At 47.6% G+C, this 19,784-nt stretch carries 18 protein-coding genes and 1 tRNA gene; 14 read left to right on the top strand and 5 right to left on the bottom strand.

What is annotated here, in order from left to right:
* Positions 1–172 precede the first annotated feature (172 nt).
* On the top strand, positions 173–976 hold the full coding sequence (gene dapB, locus ACOQOZ_RS09750; RefSeq protein ID WP_420592077.1) for a 4-hydroxy-tetrahydrodipicolinate reductase: 804 nt from the start codon (positions 173–175) through the stop codon (positions 974–976).
* Positions 977–1,056: 80 nt separating this feature from the next.
* On the opposite strand, the gene ACOQOZ_RS09745 is transcribed toward dapB, so the two are convergent.
* Entirely contained in the window at positions 1,057–1,665 is a 609-nt protein-coding gene (locus tag ACOQOZ_RS09745) for a TetR/AcrR family transcriptional regulator (protein ID WP_420592076.1), read from the bottom strand.
* Positions 1,666–2,559: 894 nt separating this feature from the next.
* On the opposite strand from ACOQOZ_RS09745, the gene carA reads away from it, so the two are divergent.
* The 3 genes from carA to greA are packed head-to-tail and all read left to right on the top strand — an operon-like array spanning position 2,560 to position 7,426.
* Positions 2,560–3,702 carry a glutamine-hydrolyzing carbamoyl-phosphate synthase small subunit gene (carA, locus tag ACOQOZ_RS09740; RefSeq protein WP_420592075.1) on the top strand — a complete coding sequence of 381 codons (1,143 nt, stop codon included), beginning with the start codon at positions 2,560–2,562 and terminating at the stop codon, positions 3,700–3,702.
* Positions 3,703–3,711: 9 nt separating this feature from the next.
* On the top strand, positions 3,712–6,927 hold the full coding sequence (gene carB / locus ACOQOZ_RS09735) for a carbamoyl-phosphate synthase large subunit (protein WP_420592074.1): 3,216 nt from the start codon (positions 3,712–3,714) through the stop codon (positions 6,925–6,927).
* Positions 6,928–6,949: 22 nt separating this feature from the next.
* On the top strand, positions 6,950–7,426 hold the full coding sequence (gene greA, locus ACOQOZ_RS09730) for a transcription elongation factor GreA (protein ID WP_420592073.1): 477 nt from the start codon (positions 6,950–6,952) through the stop codon (positions 7,424–7,426).
* Between the two features lie 64 nt (positions 7,427–7,490).
* Here greA and ACOQOZ_RS09725 read toward each other — a convergent pair whose 3' ends face one another.
* The 3 genes from ACOQOZ_RS09725 to ACOQOZ_RS09715 all read right to left on the bottom strand — a co-directional run bounded on the left by ACOQOZ_RS09725 (position 7,491) and on the right by ACOQOZ_RS09715 (position 10,004).
* A complete protein-coding gene (locus ACOQOZ_RS09725) occupies positions 7,491–8,006 on the bottom strand; it encodes an acyl-CoA thioesterase (RefSeq protein ID WP_420592072.1) in 516 nt (171 codons plus the stop codon).
* 181 nt (positions 8,007–8,187) lie between these two features.
* A complete protein-coding gene (gene fabA / locus ACOQOZ_RS09720) occupies positions 8,188–8,721 on the bottom strand; it encodes a 3-hydroxyacyl-[acyl-carrier-protein] dehydratase FabA (protein ID WP_420592071.1) in 534 nt (177 codons plus the stop codon).
* A gap of 164 nt (positions 8,722–8,885) precedes the next feature.
* Positions 8,886–10,004, bottom strand: a complete 1,119-nt coding sequence (locus tag ACOQOZ_RS09715) for a beta-ketoacyl-ACP synthase III (RefSeq protein WP_420592070.1) — start codon at positions 10,002–10,004, stop codon at positions 8,886–8,888.
* Between the two features lie 166 nt (positions 10,005–10,170).
* Between ACOQOZ_RS09715 and ACOQOZ_RS09710 the strand changes: the two genes are divergently transcribed.
* On the top strand, positions 10,171–10,581 hold the full coding sequence (locus ACOQOZ_RS09710; RefSeq protein WP_420592069.1) for a hypothetical protein: 411 nt from the start codon (positions 10,171–10,173) through the stop codon (positions 10,579–10,581).
* Here ACOQOZ_RS09710 and yhbY read toward each other — a convergent pair.
* Entirely contained in the window at positions 10,562–10,867 is a 306-nt protein-coding gene (gene yhbY / locus ACOQOZ_RS09705; protein WP_420592068.1) for a ribosome assembly RNA-binding protein YhbY, read from the bottom strand. The two genes, ACOQOZ_RS09710 and yhbY, sit on opposite strands and share 20 nt — an antisense overlap.
* A 108-nt stretch (positions 10,868–10,975) precedes the next feature.
* Between yhbY and rlmE the strand changes: the two genes are divergently transcribed.
* From rlmE to nusA, 9 genes are all read left to right on the top strand, one after another.
* Positions 10,976–11,605, top strand: coding sequence for a 23S rRNA (uridine(2552)-2'-O)-methyltransferase RlmE (gene rlmE / locus ACOQOZ_RS09700; RefSeq protein WP_420592067.1), 630 nt, complete (start codon positions 10,976–10,978; stop codon positions 11,603–11,605).
* Positions 11,606–11,702: 97 nt separating this feature from the next.
* Positions 11,703–13,637, top strand: coding sequence for an ATP-dependent zinc metalloprotease FtsH (gene ftsH / locus ACOQOZ_RS09695; RefSeq protein WP_420592066.1), 1,935 nt, complete (start codon positions 11,703–11,705; stop codon positions 13,635–13,637).
* Between the two features lie 188 nt (positions 13,638–13,825).
* Positions 13,826–14,671, top strand: coding sequence for a dihydropteroate synthase (gene folP, locus ACOQOZ_RS09690; protein ID WP_420592065.1), 846 nt, complete (start codon positions 13,826–13,828; stop codon positions 14,669–14,671).
* Between the two features lie 85 nt (positions 14,672–14,756).
* On the top strand, positions 14,757–16,091 hold the full coding sequence (glmM, locus tag ACOQOZ_RS09685) for a phosphoglucosamine mutase (protein ID WP_420592064.1): 1,335 nt from the start codon (positions 14,757–14,759) through the stop codon (positions 16,089–16,091).
* A gap of 91 nt (positions 16,092–16,182) precedes the next feature.
* Complete coding sequence (gene tpiA, locus ACOQOZ_RS09680; protein ID WP_420592063.1) at positions 16,183–16,923, top strand: triose-phosphate isomerase; 741 nt, start codon at positions 16,183–16,185, stop codon at positions 16,921–16,923.
* A gap of 7 nt (positions 16,924–16,930) precedes the next feature.
* Entirely contained in the window at positions 16,931–17,335 is a 405-nt protein-coding gene (gene secG, locus ACOQOZ_RS09675) for a preprotein translocase subunit SecG (RefSeq protein WP_420592062.1), read from the top strand.
* 17 nt (positions 17,336–17,352) lie between these two features.
* Positions 17,353–17,438, top strand: a tRNA-Leu gene (locus ACOQOZ_RS09670).
* A gap of 364 nt (positions 17,439–17,802) precedes the next feature.
* Positions 17,803–18,261, top strand: a complete 459-nt coding sequence (gene rimP / locus ACOQOZ_RS09665) for a ribosome maturation factor RimP (protein ID WP_420592061.1) — start codon at positions 17,803–17,805, stop codon at positions 18,259–18,261.
* Positions 18,262–18,283: 22 nt separating this feature from the next.
* A complete protein-coding gene (gene nusA, locus ACOQOZ_RS09660; protein WP_420592060.1) occupies positions 18,284–19,780 on the top strand; it encodes a transcription termination factor NusA in 1,497 nt (498 codons plus the stop codon).
* Positions 19,781–19,784: the final 4 nt, after the last annotated feature.

Raw genomic sequence — 19,784 nt, 5'->3', positions numbered from 1 at the left:
CCAGAATTCTTTCAGCCGCAGGATCTGTGAGCCATCCCTGGCTCTAGATCCTACCGCAACATCCTGTTGCTGCTTTTGAAAGAACACACGGTCCACCCAGTGATCGCTCGCATTCACACGCAAAGCCTTTATAATTCTCCCCAATTTTTATATTCCAGATTCAGGAAAAACCATGACTCGCATTGCAATTACTGGTGCAGCAGGCCGCATGGGCCGTGTACTGATCGAAGCGGTTGCCGCTGACGAAAACGCACAACTGGGCGCAACCGTTGTGTTGGCTGACGATCCAATGGCTGGTATCGATGCCGGTGCACTGGCGGGTCTGGGTAAAGAAATGGGCGTAAAAACAGCGACCAGCCTAGAAGCTGTCATCGATGATTTTGATGTGCTGATCGACTTTACTGCTCCGGAAGCGACTATGGCTAACGTTGAATTATGCCGCAGTCACGGTAAAAACATCGTCATTGGTACAACAGGTCTGACTGATGAGCAGAAAGTTCGCCTGCAGCAAGCTTCCAGTGATATGGGGATCGTATTCGCACCAAACTATTCTGTTGGTGTAAACCTGTGCCTGAACCTGCTGCGTATGGCTGCCAAGGTAATGGGTGATGACAGCGATATCGAAGTGATTGAAATGCACCATAAGCATAAAGTGGATGCGCCATCCGGTACTGCCTTACGTATGGGTGAAGTGGTTGCCGAAACCATGGGCTGGGATTTAAACGAAGTAGCTTGTTACGGTCGTGAAGGCCAGACCGGCGCTCGCCCGCACAAACAAATTGGTTTTGAAACCATTCGTGGCGGTGACGTAGTAGGTGATCACACTGTGATGTTTGCTGCCGAAGGTGAGCGTGTTGAAGTGACTCACAAAGCACAAAGCCGTATGACGTTTGCTAAAGGTGCAGTGCGCAGCGCGAAGTGGATCTGTGAGCAGACTCACGGTTTATACGATATGCAGGACGTGCTGGGTTTTTAATTTCACTCAGTGTCGCCAAAACAAAAAAGCCGCTTCTGATAAAGGAAGCGGCTTTTTTTGTTTCTGGCACTTTAAGAGCGTTAGCCCTTAACACCCAGCATGTGGTCGAAGCCACGCTCAACCATTTTTTCCATGCCGCGCGGTTTTCCGTTTGGATCAAATACCATAGAAACCAGCATCTGAGCGTTACCTAATGCCCAGCGTGCACGTTCTTTCGGGGCTAAGCCTGGTTCCATCAAGCCTTTCTTAACGCCCTTGTCGACTTGCTTGGCAATCATATCAAGTAACTTGTTCTGGAATTCCAGATAAGACGGCCAGGTTTCTTCACGAACGGATGCGCTCCACTCTAACCATACTTTGATGTAGGAAGGGTTTTCTTCACAAGCATTCAGGAATGCTTTGATGTGAGTGCGAATCGCCTGAACCGGATCGTCCTCTTCAGAGTAAACTGATTCGGCCAGGGAGATTAAAAAGCTATCAACGTCTTCTAAAACAGCTTCTACTAACGCTTCACGTGTTTTGAAGTAGTTGAATACAGTGGCGACAGATACGCCACCCATTTCGGCAATTTCCGTATGCCCACCGCGACCAATGCCTCTGCGTGCGAACACTTCAACGGCATAGGTTAATAATAAGCGTCTGCGTTCTTCCGGTTGCAAACGACGGCGACCATCAACGGCTACTGGCATAATTAAACCTCGTTTAATATGGTTATTTTTGATCTCTCATTCCTGTATCACGGTTGTGTCAGGAAATATTATTAATCTGCTTGTTAATTAAATTGAGAGAGTTAACTGTATTCTTTTGGAACAGTAGTTATTTATCTCAATTATCTGCTAATAAGAAACTTTATAGGGCTTTTAGTGAAGCACTTTTAGGTATCAAAATGTATGTTACATTATGTAACTCAGTGTAACTAGGTGTTTTTTGTGATGTACCGCTAAATTTGCGGTAATGATATAGAAATTCTTACGGGGCCTGGCGTAATTAAGATAAAAGTTAATAAAAAAATCGTAAAAAATACTGTCGTAGTTTTACATATCTCTGAACGATTGATTAGTCCAAGTCGAATAACAATATTCCTTTTTTTTATATAATAATCGTCGTAATTAATAACAACGTTTTTTGAAATTTTCATTAATCACAGAAATGGCGCATTAAATATAATGAATAATAATGATTGCCACTCAGCTTTAATCAAATCGAATAAATTATATGTCTTGATAACCTTTGCGTGAAAGAAAGGGTGATGTTAACGCCTCTTTGTTTTGTTGTCTCCATGGTCAGGCTTTCGATTTGTCAGAGCTGGTTGCAAAAGGTATTAACGGGCTCATTTGTGAGGGCTTGCTTATCAAGTAAGATCAACGGACTAGGGATGGACATAAGCCTCTGTTTTCAGTATCATTTAGTGTTAGTTTAAGTACGTAATGCAACTACCCAAAAAAGAGTAGCCGTGCAGTTCAGAATTTAGTCAAAAAAGCGGGATGAAGCCTTTTGGGTTCCATCCCGCTTTTTTGCGAGTTGAGCAGGCACTTTTGCGTTATCTATGTCGCCAGATTGTTCTTACTTCGGGGATTTAAGCCTTGTCTACGCCAGCCATTCTAGCTCTTGAGGACGGCAGTATCTTCAAAGGCACCGCTATTGGTGCTGAAGGTCTGTCTGTGGGAGAGGTGGTGTTTAACACCTCCATGACCGGTTATCAGGAGATCCTGACTGACCCATCCTACGCTAACCAGATTGTCACTCTGACTTACCCACATATCGGTAACTACGGTGTTAACAGCGAAGACGAAGAGTCTCGCGGTATCTTCGCCAAAGGACTGGTGATTCGTGATTTGCCTCTGATTGCTTCTAACTTCCGCAGCGAAAAAGCGTTGGATGAATACCTGAAGGAAAATAACATCCTGGGTATTGCTGATATCGATACCCGTCGCCTGACCCGTATTCTGCGTGAAAAAGGCTCACTGGATGGCTGCATCATTGCTGGTGCGGATGCCACTTCTGAAGAAAGCATTGCTAAAGCGATTGCGGCGGCAAAAGAATTCCCAGGCCTGAAAGGTATGGACCTGGCGAAGGAAGTGACGGCTACTGATAGTTATAAGTGGACCGAGCAAGACTGGACTCTGGGCCAGGGCTTCGGCGAACTGAAAGACGGCAAATACAAAGTGGTTGCTTATGACTTCGGCGTTAAGCGCAATATCCTGCGTCTGTTAGCTGAGCGTGGTTGTGATCTGACGGTTGTTCCGGCTCAGACTCCGGCAGCGGACGTGCTGGCGATGAACCCGGACGGCATCTTCTTATCCAATGGCCCTGGTGACCCGGAGCCATGTACGTATGCTATCGAGGCGATTCAGGAAATCCTGAAAACCGATATCCCGGTATTCGGTATCTGTTTAGGTCACCAGCTGCTGGCGTTAGCTTCTGGCGCAAAAACCGTGAAAATGCCGCACGGCCACCACGGTGGTAACCACCCGGTTCAGGATCTGGAAACCGGCGTTGTTATGATCACGTCTCAGAACCACGGTTTCGCCGTAGACGAAGCCTCACTTCCAGCGAACATCAAAGCGACTCACAAGTCTCTGTTCGATGGCACTTTGCAGGGTATCGAGCTGACTGATAAGCCAGCGTTCAGCTTCCAGGGTCACCCTGAAGCAAGCCCGGGTCCACGTGACGTTGCCCCATTGTTTGATCGTTTCATCGATCTGATCGAAGCCGCTAAGAAGTAGGACGCCGCCATGCCAAAACGTACCGACATACAAAGTATTTTAATCATTGGCGCTGGTCCGATCATCATCGGCCAGGCTTGTGAATTCGACTATTCTGGCGCACAGGCTTGTAAGGCCCTGCGTGAAGAAGGTATCCGCGTTATTCTTGTGAACTCTAACCCAGCCACAATTATGACCGACCCATCAATGGCGGATGCAACTTACATCGAACCGATCACGGTTGATACAGTTGCTAACATCATTGAAAAAGAACGCCCAGACGCTATCTTGCCAACCATGGGTGGCCAGACTGCACTGAACTGTGCATTAGGCCTTGAGTCTGCTGGCATCTTAGAAAAATTCAATGTTGAAATGATCGGCGCTAAAGCTGATGTAATCGACAAAGCGGAAGACCGTGATCGTTTCGACCAAGCGATGAAAAAGATCGGTCTGGAATGTCCACGTGCGGGCATTGCCCATAGCATGGAAGAAGCGCGCGAAGTTCAGAAGGGCTTAGGCTTCCCATGTATTATTCGTCCGTCTTTCACTATGGGTGGTACCGGTGGTGGTATCGCGTATAACAAAGAAGAGTTCGAAGAAATCTGTACTCGTGGTCTGGACTTATCGCCAACCAGCGAGCTGCTGATCGATGAATCTCTGATCGGCTGGAAAGAATACGAGATGGAAGTTGTGCGTGATAAAAACGACAACTGTATCATCATCTGTTCCATCGAAAACTTTGATGCCATGGGTGTACACACAGGTGACTCCATCACTGTTGCACCGGCTCAGACACTGACCGACAAAGAATTGCAAATCATGCGTGATGCCTCGCTGGCAGTACTGCGTGAAATCGGCGTTGAAACCGGTGGTTCTAACGTTCAGTTCGGTATCAATCCAAAAGACGGCCGTATGGTTGTGATCGAGATGAACCCACGTGTTTCTCGTTCATCTGCTCTGGCATCTAAAGCAACTGGTTTCCCGATTGCTAAAATCGCAGCCAAGCTGGCGATTGGTTATACCCTGGACGAATTGCAAAACGACATCACTGGCGGTGCAACCCCAGCATCGTTTGAGCCTTCCATCGATTACGTTGTTACTAAGATTCCTCGTTTCACTTTCGAGAAATTCCCAGCAGCGGATGGCCGCTTAACCACACAGATGAAATCTGTGGGTGAAGTGATGGCAATGGGCCGTACCCAGCAAGAGTCATTGCAGAAAGCGCTGCGTGGTCTGGAAGTGGGTGTTAGCGGTTTCGACCCTATCATCGACCTTGATTCTGAAGGTGCGATGGACAAGATTATTTCTGAACTGAAAACCCCAGGCGCAGATCGTATCTGGTACATCGGTGACGCATTCCGTGCTGGTTTAAGTGTTGAAGAAATTTACCAGCACTCAGGTGTTGATCCTTGGTTCCTGGTGCAGATCGAAGACATCATTAAAGATGAAGCGGACGTTGCACAAAGCAGCTTAACCTCGATGGATGCCGATCGTATCTTCCGTCTGAAGCGTAAAGGTTTTGCTGATGCTCGTCTGGCTAAGCTGCTGGGTGTGTCTGAAAAAGCATTCCGTAAGCAACGTCAGAAGTTAGATGTTCGTCCGGTTTATAAGCGTGTTGATACCTGCGCGGCCGAGTTCTCTACCGATACTGCTTATATGTACTCTACTTATGAAGAAGAGTGTGAAGCGAACCCAACCGATAAAGAAAAAATTATCGTTCTGGGTGGTGGTCCAAACCGTATTGGCCAGGGTATCGAATTCGATTACTGCTGTGTACACGCTGCGTTCGCTGCCAAAGATTTAGGTTACGAAGCCATCATGGTGAACTGTAACCCTGAAACGGTTTCTACCGACTACGATACTTCCGACCGTCTGTTTTTTGAGCCGGTAACTCTGGAAGACGTATTAGAAATTGTTGATAAAGAACAGCCAAAAGGCGTGATCGTTCAGTACGGTGGTCAAACTCCATTGAAACTGGCGAACGAATTAGAAGCCGCTGGTGTACCGATTATTGGTACTTCTCCAGAAGCGATTGACCGTGCTGAAGACCGTGAGCGTTTCCAGCAAATGATTCAGCGTTTGGGTCTGAAACAGCCAGTGAATGCCACTGTACGTTCTACTGAAGAAGCGATTTCTAAAGCCAACGAAATCGGTTTCCCATTAGTTGTACGTCCTTCCTATGTATTAGGTGGTCGTGCGATGGAAATCGTAAACAACGAAGAATCTCTGCGTCGTTACATGCGTGAAGCGGTTCAGGTTTCTAACGATTCTCCGGTACTGCTGGACTACTTCTTAAACCGTGCGGTTGAAGTAGACATTGATGCAGTATGTGACGGTGAGCAAGTTGTGATCGGCGCTATCATGCAGCACATTGAGCAAGCGGGTATTCACTCCGGTGACTCAGCATGTTCTCTGCCTCCGTACAGCTTGTCTGAAGATGTTCAGAATCGCATGCGTGAGCAAGTAAAAGCTATGGCGTTAGAGCTGGGTGTAGTTGGTCTGATGAATACTCAGCTGGCTTACCAGGATGACGAGATCTACGTGATCGAAGTTAACCCACGTGCTTCCCGTACCGTACCTTTCGTTTCTAAGTGTATCGGTAATTCTTTAGCTGCGATTGCAGGTAAAGTGATGATGGGTAAAACACTGGCTGAGCTTGGTTTTACTGAAGAAATCGTTCCAGAACACTTCTCTGTAAAAGAAGCGGTATTCCCGTTCAATAAATTCCAAGGCGTAGATCCAATCTTAGGCCCTGAAATGAAATCGACCGGTGAAGTCATGGGCGCAGGTGCTACCTTCGGCGAAGCTTTCTACAAAGCTCAGCTGGGTGCTGGTGAGAAATTACCAACAGAAGGTAAAGTATTTATCTCTGTACGTGACGCCGATAAAGAAGGTGTTGTGGCGGTTGCCCAAGGTTTCGCTAAGTTAGGCTTCAGCCTGATCGCAACAGGTGGTACTCACGCTAAGTTGGTTGAAGCTGGCATCGCAGTTGAGCGCATCAACAAGGTGAACGAAGCACGTCCAAACATTGTTGATACCATTAAGAACGATGAAATCGCATTGATTGTGAATACCACTGAAGGTACTCAAGCCATTGCTGATTCTGCTGATATTCGTCGCAGCGCGCTGCAGCACAAAGTAACTTACACAACGACTTTAGCTGGTGCTGAAGCCGTTGTAGAAGGCTTGAATGCTGAAGGCCTGAACGTAGTTCGTCGTTTACAGGAAATTCACGCTGCTATTTAAGCAGCGTGTAAGGAAATAAATTATGCAAAAGTACCCAATGACAGTGGAAGGCGAAGCGGCATTGCAGGCTGAGTTAACGGAATTAAAAACCGTTGCTCGTCCGGCAGTGATCAAAGACATTGCCGAAGCTCGTGAACACGGTGACTTAAAAGAAAACGCTGAGTACCACGCTGCACGTGAGCAGCAGGGTTTTATCGAAGGTCGTATTCAGGATATCGAAGGCAAGTTATCTAACTCGCAGGTTATCGATATTAAGAATATCCCTCACACCGGTAAAGTTCTGTTTGGTACTACCGTTAGCCTGATTAATCTCGATACTGATGAAGAAGTTCAGTACCAGATTGTGGGTGATGATGAAGCCGACATTAAACAGAATAAAATTTCTGTGTCTTCACCAATTGCACGTGCGTTGATTGGTAAAGAAGAAGGTGATGTTGCCGTTGTTCAGGTACCAGCTGGTGCTGTTGAATACGAAATTGACGAAGTAAAACATCTGTAATGTGTTGCAGATGGCTTTGTTTATTTCAAAAAATGGCCGCGTTAAGCGGCCATTTTTTTGTTCTCTACATGAGTGATGCTTTGGGCAGCTCATTTTCGAAAGAATCTTCCTGTTCAATCTGCTTCATCATTTCCTGTAGCTTAAAACGTGCCTGACGGCGTTTTAATGCTTTGTTCCAACGGCGAATCTGTTCTTCGTCTTTCAGTTCCAGCTGTGGTACCGGTACCGGCTTGTTGTTTTCATCCATGGCAACCATGGTGAAATAACAGGTATGGGTATGACGGACGGTTTTTTCTTTGATGTTCTCAGAAATGACCTTGATGCCAATTTCCATGGAGGTGCGGCCGGTATAGTTAATGGTGGCCAGGCAGGTGACCATTTCACCAATATGGATTGGCTGTTTAAACAATACATTGTCGACCGACAGAGTAACGGCATAGTGGCCGGAGTAACGCATGGCGCAGGTGTAGGCAACTTTATCCAGCAGCTTTAATAATTCACCGCCATGCATGTTGCCGGAGAAGTTTGCCAGTCCCGGTGTCACCAGTTCAGTCATTTCCGTTTGAATGATTTGTGCCATATACGCCTCAGGAAAATATTTGCGGCGATTTTAATGACTGAATTTCAATAAGACTATGGTTTTATCCGAAAAGGTCGGACCTAAGGTGACATTTTTGTCCGCTTAGTCATTTTGGCAAACTCAGGCGATCAGTTTTGTTAGTTTTTTTACTAAAGCTGATCGCCTGGTTAAATGTTGCCGATCAGAAATCAGCTGTCGAGGTAAACAGACCGACACGTAAATCTTTCGCATGATAGATTTCGCGACCATCAACTTCCATGCGTGCGTCAGCAATTCCCATCACCAGCTTTTGTTCCATCACGCGTTTTACGTCGATGCGATAAGTTACTTTTTTGGCCTCTGGTAATACCTGACCACGGAATTTAACTTCGCCACAACCTAAGGCGCGGCCGCGACCCGGGTTGCCACGCCAGCCAAGGAAAAAGCCGACCAGCTGCCACATGGCATCTAGACCTAAGCAGCCAGGCATGACCGGATCGCCTTCAAAGTGGCAATCAAAAAACCAAAGAGAGGGGTCGATATCCAACTCGGCCACAATTTCGCCTTTACCATAGGCTCCGCCTTCGGAGCTGATATGAACGATGCGATCCATCATCAGCATGTTGGGTAACGGCAGGCGGGCGTTGCCCTCGCCAAACATTTCACCGCGACCGCAAGCCAGCAGATCTTCACGCTCAAAAGAGCTGGGCTGTTCTTTGAGTGCAGGTTGAGACATGGTTTTTCCTCACAGATTTAAAGTCTGCGGTCACACTGACACAGAGAAACCAAATAGGCCAATGAAGGTTTTTTTACCTAATGGAACAAATAAAAAATGACCGGGAAAACATGGCCCGGAATCCGCATTGGATTCCGGGTAAAGGCAGGAGAATTGGTCGGGTATCAGACTTTTTCTACTAATAAGGAACCAATCGAGTAGCCGGCGCCAAAAGAACAGATAATGCCTTTGTCTCCGGACTGGAAATCTTCTTTGTATTTGTGGAAAGCAATAACAGAGCCGGACGACGCAGTATTGGCAAATTCATCCAATACTACTGGTGCTTCCTCTTCGGTTGGCAGGCGGCCGAGTAACTTCTTAACGGCAAAGTTATTCATATTGATGTTGGCCTGGTGCAGCCACATGCGTTTCATATCTTCCGCGCTGAGTTCATTAGCTTCGAGTTGTTCACCCAGAAAGGTAACAATCAGCGGCAGCAGCTCTTTGAATACCTTGCGACCACGCTGTTTAAAGGCGTAACGGTTAGCCGGAACTTCATCAAAGCAGTAGTCGGCATATGAGGAGTCACTGCGGATGTTGTCAGAGAATTCGGTGAACTGCTTGGTGTTAAGGATGCGGAAAGCGTTTTCTGGTTTGGCGTTTTCCTCTAGCTCCATTACCGCAGCGGTAGCAACATCACCAAAAATAAAGTGGCTATCGCGATCTTTAAAATCCAGGCCTGGTGTGGTGAATTCAGGGTTCACGAATAACACACATTTAGCAGTTCCGGCCTTTAGTGCAGTGAACGCGTTAATCATACCGAAAGTGGCTGACGAACAGGCAATGCCCATGTCGTAAGCAAAACCTTTGATGCCAAGGTCGCGTTGAATCTCCACCGACATGCCCGGGTAATCACGCTGGCGGAAGGTGCTGGAGACAATCACCATGTCGATGTCGTCAGCGGTTTTCCCTGCCTGTTCCATAGCATCGCGCGCAGCAGCGCAGCCCATTTGTACGATCTCAGGCGTTTCACCTTCGCGGGTCATTGGGAAGGTCGGATGCATGATGTCCGGATTGATGATGCCGTCTTTATACATGGCGTAGCGGGCTTTGATGCCTGACGCTTTTTCAATGAATTCGGAGCTTGAGTGTGACAAAGCTTCGGTTTCACCGGCTTCAATGGCGGCGGCATTTTCGGCATTAAACTTGTCGACATACTGGTTAAAAGCGGCAACCAACTCATCGTTGGTGATTACGTGTGGAGGGATAAACAGTCCGGTACCGGAAATAACAACATTCGACATGCCTGATGAAACCTTTGTTATAGCTATCTTGATCTGTGCCACAGAAATGTAATCTGACTGTGGTTGCGTCTGAAATTTGAGCCATTATCACCGGAACGGCTCAGCCTTCCAACCGCTGAATTGGTATAAGATGACATTAGTGTTCAGTTATTACTCTGGATTGGTCATGCTCAGGCAATATTTGATTCTGTTTCGCACGTTTTGGTTGGGAAGCTTGTGGTCGAGTGCCTATATTGCTCGTCCGGTGCTGGAAAAAAACAGCTATTTCCCGTTTCATGGAATAGATGTTTTGCACACCAGTGTGGCAATTGGTGCTTTATGTGGGTTGTTGATGCTGATAATGACGTTACTGAAACGTGCCTTTAACTGGCGCCAGTTACCTCAGCAATTGATGGTGATTATGCTGTTAATGTCGCTGATGTATTTTGCTTTGATGCCGTGGTGGAAGTTGCAGATGATGTTGCTGCATGCGTTATCGGCACTGGGGCTGGTCTGGGTGCTGCTGGCTCCCGCAAACGTTATTTTCAGCGTTGCAGAAACCAGAGACCAAAAAGCAATTAAGGGCGCTGAAGATTAGACAGCTTAGGATTTGCTTTTGGATTTTTGCGTAGCAGTAAAGCAACTTTGCCAATTTGCTGTACCAATTCAGCGCCAGTCAGTTTGACCAGTTCAGCAATAACAGCATGCTTTACCTCGCGATCGCCGACGGCAACTTTTACCTTGATCAGCTCATGATCGTCCAGGGCGCGGTTCAGCTCTTCCATTACGCCTTCGGTTAAACCATTGCCGGCAACGGTCACGACCGGATTCAGGTTGTGGCCAATGGAACGGTATGCTTTTTTCTGTTCGTTTGATAATGCCATATAGCTTCTGTTTCAGTGTTGGATCTATTTCAGTGTTAGAATCGGACTTTACCGATTCAATAAGCGTGATTAGCGCATAGTATACCTGACCTTGGAGTAAAACCCCCTATGTCACGTTCGACGCGTTCAAAAACCAGTGCTAACTGGCTGAAAGAACATGTAGACGATATGTACGTACAGATGGCGCAGCAGGATGGCTACCGTACCCGAGCCAGTTACAAGCTGCTGGAGCTGGATGAAAAAGATGGGTTGCTCAAGCCCGGTTCGACTGTACTGGATCTGGGTTCTGCTCCTGGCGGCTGGTCTCAGGTTGTGGCAAACAAGCTTGATGGTAGTGGCGTTGTTATCGCTTCAGACATTCTGCCGATGGATAATATTGCCGATGTCACCTTTATTCAGGGTGACTTTACCGAAGATGCGGTTTTCGAAGAAATTATGACGGCGATCGATGATCGTCCGGTAGACCTTGTAATTTCGGATATGGCCCCCAATATGTCCGGTATGGCCTCCATCGATCAGCCCGGTGCTATGTATCTGGTGGAACTGGCGCTGGATATGGCGCGTCAGACGCTGAAACCAAATGGCAATTTTGTCGCCAAAGTGTTTCAGGGCGAAGGCTTTGATGAATACCTTGCCGATGTGCGCCAGTCCTTCTCTAAGGTGCTGATTCGCAAGCCTAAAGCTTCACGGGCGCGTTCCCGCGAGGTTTATATCGTTGGTAAAGGTTTTCGCGCTTAGTAAATGCTTGCTAAGCTAGGACTAGGGTCAAAATTTCAACACATGCAAGATTGACGCGTAATCACCAAGGAAGCGTTGGTCCGCTGAGTTAAGAGGTATGCCAAACATGGCAAAGAATTTCATATTGTGGGCGGTTATTGCGGCCGTGCTGATGATGGTGTTTAACAACTTCCAGAACGTCGGCCGCGGTCAGGAGTATTCCTACTCTCAGTTTATGACCGCGGTGCAGAATGGTCAGGTGGAAAAAGTCACGATTTCCGGTCAAAGCATCACTGGACGTACGACATCAGGCGAAACGTTTGAGTCGGTTCTGCCAACCTATGACGAAAAGCTGATCGATACTCTGTTGGATCACCGTGTTGAAGTAGTGGGTGAGAAGCCAGAGAAACAAGGTTTCTTGTCTCAGTTGCTGCTGGCCTCTCTGCCGATTCTGATCATCATTGCTGTGTTTATGTTGTTCATGCGCCAGATGCAGGGCGGAGCTGGTGGTCGTGGCGGCCCGATGGCTTTCGGTAAAAGCAAAGCTAAGCTCCTGAGTGAAGACCAGATTAAGACCACCTTTGAAGATGTTGCTGGCTGCGATGAAGCCAAAGAAGACGTAAAAGAGCTGGTCGACTTTTTGAGTGACCCAGGTAAATATCAGCGTTTGGGTGGCAATATTCCTCGTGGCGTTCTGATGGTGGGTCAGCCTGGTACCGGTAAAACTCTGTTGGCCAAAGCCATTGCTGGTGAGGCACGGGTGCCTTTCTTCTCTATCTCCGGTTCTGACTTTGTTGAAATGTTTGTTGGTGTGGGTGCTTCCCGTGTTCGTGATATGTTCGAGCAAGCCAAGAAACAAGCGCCTTGTATTATCTTTATTGACGAAATTGATGCGGTTGGCCGCTCCCGTGGTGTTGGTATTGGTGGGGGTAACGACGAACGCGAACAAACACTGAACCAGTTACTGGTTGAGATGGATGGTTTTGAGGGTAATGACGGTATTATTGTGATTGCTGCGACTAACCGTCCGGACGTTTTAGACCCGGCGTTGTTGCGCCCAGGTCGTTTTGACCGTCAGGTTACTGTGGGTCTGCCTGATATTCGTGGTCGTGAGCAGATTCTGAAAGTTCACATGAAAAAAGTGCCTCTGGCAGATGATGTAAATGCATCTCTGATTGCTCGTGGTACTCCTGGTTTCTCTGGTGCTGATCTGGCCAACCTGGTGAATGAGGCCTCGCTGTTTGCGGCGCGCGCAAACCGCAATCTGGTAACTATGGAAGAGTTCGAAAAAGCCAAGGATAAAATCCTGATGGGCGCCGAGCGTAAAACCATGGTGATGTCGGAAGCGGAAAAAACCAACACTGCTTACCATGAAGCTGGTCATGCCATTGTTGGTCGTATTGTTCCAGAGCACGACCCTGTTTATAAAGTGTCGATTATTCCACGTGGCCGTGCGCTGGGTGTGACCATGTTCCTGCCGGAAGAAGATCGTCACTCCATCAGTAAGCGTGGTATCGAGAGTAATATCTGTTCGCTGTACGGCGGTCGTATTGCCGAAGAGATGACGCTGGGTAAAGATGGTGTTACCACCGGTGCTTCCAACGATATTGAACGTGCGACCAAGTACGCCCGTAACTACGTTACTAAGTGGGGCTTGTCCGATAAGTTGGGTGCTCAGTTGTATACCGAAGAGGAGCAGCAGAGCTATCTTGGTTCTTCTGGTGGTGGTCAACTATCTCACTTATCTGATGAGACGGCTCGTACTATTGACGCTGAAGTGAAAGATCTGCTGGATGGCTGTTATCAGCGTGCTACTCAGATTCTGGAAGATAATCGCGATAAGCTGGAATTGATGAAAGATGCCTTGATGGAGTACGAAACTATCGATTCTGATCAGATCGACGATATCATGGCAGGTAAGAAGCCTCGTCCACCAAAAGCGTGGGATGATAAGGGTTCAGGTCCGGCTTCTCCGGTTGAAGAGAGTCATGATTTGGCTAAGGACGACAGTGATGATTCAATTGGAGATGCTGCGGGTGAGCAGAACTCTTAATTGAGTCGATTGATGAGAAAAGGCGGCTTAGCCGCCTTTTTTGTTATCTGGTACGTATAAATTGCTGCTGTGAATTGTTTTTCGGAGCAGCGACAGGATGTCGTGGTAGCATCAAAGTCACATGGATGTGCCTCTGATGCGGCGGCAGAAAAATCAAATCATAGTGGCAATTGCTGCGCATGATATAAGTGAAAAACGTGATTCTGCAATGTGGCCAGCGCTCGCTGGATTTATCCAAAGCCCAGGTAATGGGAATTCTAAATGTCACCCCGGATTCTTTTTCAGATGGTGGGCGCTTTACCTCGTTGAATTCGGCATTAAGGCAAGCGCGCCAGATGACACTCGATGGTGCTGCCATTATTGATATTGGCGGTGAGTCTACCCGGCCGGGTGCGGATCCGGTTTCCGAACAGCAGGAGCTGGATCGCGTTATTCCTGTTATTGAGGCGATTCGTCGCGAATTGGATGTGCTGATTTCAGTTGATACCAGTACCGCGGCGGTTATTCGTGAGGCTACTCTTGCAGGAGCGCATTTGGTGAATGATGTGCGGGCTTTGCAGCGGGAGGGAGCTTTACAAGCCGCAGCAGATTCTGGTTTGCCCGTGTGTTTAATGCATATGCAAGGGAATCCGCAAACCATGCAGGATAACCCTGAGTATCGCGATGTGGTTCAGGACGTGAAGCAATTCCTTGAACAACGCGTGGAAGTTTGCGAAAAAGCGGGGATCATTCGTGAACGAATCTTGCTCGATCCGGGGTTTGGTTTTGGTAAAACCACTGAGCATAATTACCAATTGCTGAATCGCATGGAGCAATTGCATGATTTAGAATTGCCATTGCTGATTGGCTTATCACGCAAGCGTATGATTGGTGCGGCTACCGGGGGTGAAATAGCTGAGCAACGTGTTTGTGGTAGTGTTGCGGGTGCTGTCATCAGTGTAATGAAGGGCGCTAAGATTTTGCGTGTGCATGATGTTAAAGAAACGTTTGAAGCGTTAGCGGTTGCTAATGCGACTTTGAGTGAATCTGTATAAGGCAGCTTGGCTCATTTCAGAAGAATAGAATTGAATAGCAGGTTGGTGTTATCAGGGGCCTGCATTGTTTAAACAAGGAAAGATAATGTCGAGAAAATATTTTGGTACCGATGGTATTCGTGGCGAAGTCGGTCAATTCCCAATCACTCCTGAATTTGTGATGAAGCTGGGTTGGGCGGCAGGAAAAGTATTTGCTGAGCAGGGCAAAAAAACCATTTTAATCGGTAAAGATACGCGTATTTCTGGTTACATGTTTGAGTCGGCCTTAGAGGCTGGCTTATCAGCCGCGGGTGTTAATAGTGGTTTGTTAGGCCCGATGCCAACACCGGGTATTGCTTATCTGACGCGGACTTTTTATGCCGATGCCGGCATTGTGATTAGTGCTTCACATAACCCGTACCACGACAACGGCATTAAGTTTTTCTCAAGCAATGGCACTAAGCTCGATGATGATATTGAAAAAGCCATCGAAGAGCATTTAGACCTGCCGATGACAACGGTTGCCTCCGATCAGTTGGGTAAGGCGTTCCGGATTGATGACGCGGCGGGTCGTTATATTGAATTCTGTAAGAGCACGGTGCGTCGTTTACGTCTCAAGGGTCAGCGCATTGTGCTGGACTGTGCTCATGGTGCAACTTACCAGATTGCTCCGGCAGTATTCCGCGAGCTGGGTGCTGAAGTTGTTGTGATTGGTGCTGATCCCGATGGTCTGAACATCAATAAAGAGGTGGGCTCTACCTCTCCAAAAGCGTTGCAACGTAAGGTCATTGAAACCCGCGCAGACCTGGGGATCGCTTTTGATGGTGACGGTGATCGCGTGGTCATGGTCGACGGTAATGGTGAGGTTGTTGATGGTGATGAATTACTGTTCATCATGGCGACACATGCTAAGAGTCGTGGCCGTTTAGGTGGTGGTGTGGTTGGTACTCTGATGTCTAACCTGGGTCTGGAGCTGGCATTGAAAGAAGACGGTATCGACTTTACCCGCGCGAAAGTGGGTGATCGTTATGTTATGCAGCAGTTAAAAGAACGTAACTGGCGTTTTGGTGGTGAGTCTTCTGGTCATTTATTGTGTCTGGATTCAACCACCACGGGTGATGGTGTGGTTTCTGCTCTGCAGGTGATGATGGCATTGCAGGATTTTGATAAACCATTACATGAACTGAAACAGGGTATGAGTAAGTGCCCGCAAACCATGATCAATGTGCGTCGCAATAAAGATATCGACGTAAACAGCGATGAAACAGTTAAGGCTGCCGTTGCGGATGTTGAATCGACACTGGCCGGTCGTGGGCGTGTTTTATTGCGTCCTTCAGGTACCGAGCCGGTTGTAAGGGTGATGGTTGAAGGAGAAGACGCCGCGCAGGTTTCGGGACTGACGCAGCAGCTGGCAGAAGTTGTCGAAAAAGCCCTGGCTTGATTGGTTATAAGAGAAGGAGTATGCGCTCCTTCTCTTGTGTCAGCTCTCCTTCTTAGATAGTATCTGCGCTCTTTAAATTTTGGGAAATCTCATGCGTCGATTATTGGTTGCCGGAAACTGGAAAATGAATGCTTCAGTCGAAGTGACTGAATCACTGTTGTCCGCGATTACCGCTGCTGAAATCGATAACTGTGATGTTGCTGTATTTCCTCCTTTTCCATACCTTGCATTGGCAAAAGAAAAGTTGGCAGCGTCGTCAGTTGTGGTGGGTGGACAGAATTGTTCAACCGCCGATTCTGGTGCTTACACCGGTGAGGTTTCTGTTTCCATGCTGCAGGATATTGGCTGTGGCATGGTGTTGGTTGGCCATTCCGAGCGACGCAGCTTGTATCACGAAACGGATGCGGTTGTTCTGGCAAAGACAGAGAAAGTTCTGGCTCAGGGGATGACTGCCATAGTGTGTGTCGGTGAAACACTGGATCAGCGCCAGTCTGGTAATGCAGAGCTGATTGTTAAACAACAATTGTCTGCGTTGTTGCACCAGCTTTCGGAGCAGCAATGGTCTCAGGTGGTTGTTGCTTATGAGCCGGTTTGGGCGATTGGTACTGGTGAAACAGCTACACCGGAACAAGCTCAGCAAATGCACGCTTTTATTCGCTCGTTACTGGCATCCGTAAGTGCCGATGTTGCTGAGCAAACCAAGATTTTATACGGTGGCAGTGTGAAAGCTGCTAATGCGGCAGAGTTATTCGCTCAGGCCGATATTGATGGTGGTCTGGTTGGCGGTGCATCGCTGACGGCTGAAGAATTTTTAGGAATCTGTCGTTCATAGGTTAAATATGGAACAAATTATTTTAATTGCTCATATCTTGTTTGCGTTAGGCATCGTCGGTTTTGTCATGATGCAGCAGGGTAAAGGTGCGGATGCCGGTGCTTCTTTTGGTAGCGGTGCATCTCAAACCGTATTTGGTAGTCAGGGTTCTGGCAACTTCCTGAGCCGTAGTACGGCAATTCTGGCGACTCTGTTCTTTATTACCAGCTTGGGTTTAGCGGTAGTTGCTAAGCAAAAAGCCGTTGGTGCGTCTGATTTGGGTATTCCTAGTCAGGAAGTGATCGAAAAGCTTGAGCAAGACACCCCAATTGTGGAAGAATACGCGCCGGTTTCAGATGCTCCTGTTTTAGGTGAGCCTGAACTGGATGCTTCAGCGTCTGATGAGCCTGCTGTTGAAGAAGCAGGTCAATAAGCGCAAGCGAATGTAGTGCGGATGTGGTGGAATTGGTAGACACGCCATCTTGAGGGGGTGGTGAGCATAGCTCGTGCGAGTTCAAGTCTCGCCATCCGCACCAACTTCTTATTGCAGTAGATAAGAAAGAGAAAGCGAACTTAGTTCGCTTTTTCTGTTTAAAGCACCTATAATGCGCGTGCTTTTTACAGAACACATGCTTTAAAGCCCCTCACGTCAGGGGCTTTTTCGTACTCAAAGCCTTTTGAATTAAGGGTTAACAGTAAAATAGCGGTGTTCCAGCCTGGATAAACTGTCGTGGTTTATCAGGTCTGCAAATGCAATTGTGATGTCAATGTTGTCGTTGGGATTGTGATTGCAGGCAGTTTTATCAGACTGGGCATTTATGCCCAGTTTTTGTTTGTATCGAAGTCGGTTTTGCTGTTTCAGGTGATCACCGGCGTCAAATTTTGAAAAAAGGTGGTTGTTTGGCTAAAGACACTCAGTTGACTGAAATGCTGGCTCCGATTGTGGAGTCCATGGGCTACGTTTTTTGGGGCCTGGAATATTCTGCGCAGGGTAAACACACGCTGCTGCGAATTTTTATTGATCATGAAAATGGCATTAACGTCGACAACTGCGCTGAAGTCAGTCGTCAGGTCAGTAGTGTTCTGGATGTTGAAGACCCGATTTCTCAGGATTACACCCTGGAAGTTTCCTCCCCCGGGATGGACCGACCATTATTCACCCTCGAGCAGTTTAAAAGTTACGCCAACCATATTATTGAGTTGCGCTTACGTATGCCGTTCGATGGGCGTCGAAAATTTAAGGGCCAACTGATTGGTGTTGAGCAGGAAGATATTGTGCTGTTTGTTGATGGCCACGAATATCTGCTGCCCATTGAGCTGATTGAGAAGGCGAATGTTGTTCCACAATTCAAGGACTAAGGTTGCAGAGCGAGGCTAGAAGATGAGCAAAGAAATTCTCCTGGTCGCGGAAGCGGTATCCAACGAAAAAGGCGTTTCAAAAGAAATTATTTTTGAAGCCATTGAATCTGCGCTGGCGGCGGCTGCTAAAAAGCGTTACGAAGATGAAGAAGCCACTATTCGCGTAGATATCGACCGCAGAACCGGTGATTACGAAACTTTCCGCAGCTGGTTAGTTGTTAGTAACGATGTGGTTCCAGGCCTGGGTGATGAACTCACGCTGGAAGAAGCACACGAAATTGACACCAACCTGCAGCCAGGTGATACCTACGAAACTCAGATTGAAAATCCTGATTTTGGTCGTATTGCTGCCCAGGCGGCGAAGCAGATTATCGTACAAAAAGTACGTGAAGCTGAACGTGCCCAGATTGTTGAACAATATGAAGATCGTGTTGGCGAATTAATCAGCGGTACTGTTAAAAAGGTTACCCGCGATAACGTCATTATTGATCTGGGTAACAATGCCGAAGGCCTGATGCCAAAAGATCAGCTGATCGGCCGTGAAATCTTACGTATGGGCGATCGTGTTCGTTCCATTCTGTTTGATATTCGTCCGGAAAACCGTGGTCCTCAGTTAATGCTGAGCCGTACCATTTCCGACATGATGGTTGAGTTGTTCCGCATCGAAGTTCCGGAAATTGCGGAAGATGTTATCGAAATTAAAGGCGCTGCTCGTGATCCGGGTTCTCGTGCCAAAATTGCGGTAAAAACCAACGATAAGCGTATCGATCCGGTAGGTGCTTGTGTGGGTATGCGCGGTGCGCGTGTTCAGGCTGTAACCAATGAGCTGGGCGGTAATGAGCGTATCGATATTGTGCTGTGGGACGATAACCCGGCACAGCTGGTGATCAACGCCATGGCACCTGCGGAAGTGGCATCCATCATTATGGATGAAGAAACCAACTCCATGGATGTTGCAGTTGAAGAAGATAACCTGGCACAGGCGATTGGCCGTGGTGGTCAGAACGTACGCTTAGCGTCCGAACTGACTGGCTGGGAAATCAATGTGATGACTGAAGAAGAAGCATCTGAGAAACAGAACGAAGAAGCTTCTGCTTACATCAACACCTTTATGAATTCTCTGGATATTGATGAAGACTTCGCTCTGCTGTTGGTAGAAGAAGGTTTCACCTCTCTGGAAGAGATCGCTTATGTGCCCATGGAAGAAATGCTGGCGATCGAAGGTCTGGACGAAGAAGTCGTTAACGAATTGCGTAACCGCGCAAAAGACGTGCTGCTGACTCAGGCCATTGCATCAGAAGAACAACTGGAAGCAGCGCAACCAGCAGAAGATCTGCTGACAATGGACGGCATGGATAAGCACCTGGCATTGGTGCTGGCCAGCAAGGGTATTTGTACGATGGAGGATCTTGCCGAGCAATCCATCGATGACCTGCTGGACGTTGAAGACATGACCGAAGAGAAAGCCGCCGAATTGATTATGACGGCACGCAAGCCCTGGTTCGAGGGCAACGACTAACAGA

Origin of the sequence: Bacterioplanoides sp. (assembly GCF_965219715.1) — a bacterium.
Classification (GTDB): domain Bacteria; phylum Pseudomonadota; class Gammaproteobacteria; order Pseudomonadales; family Oceanobacteraceae; genus Bacterioplanoides.
The sequence above is the reverse complement of the archived record's forward strand: the minus strand, read 5'-3'. Positions and strand labels throughout refer to the sequence as shown.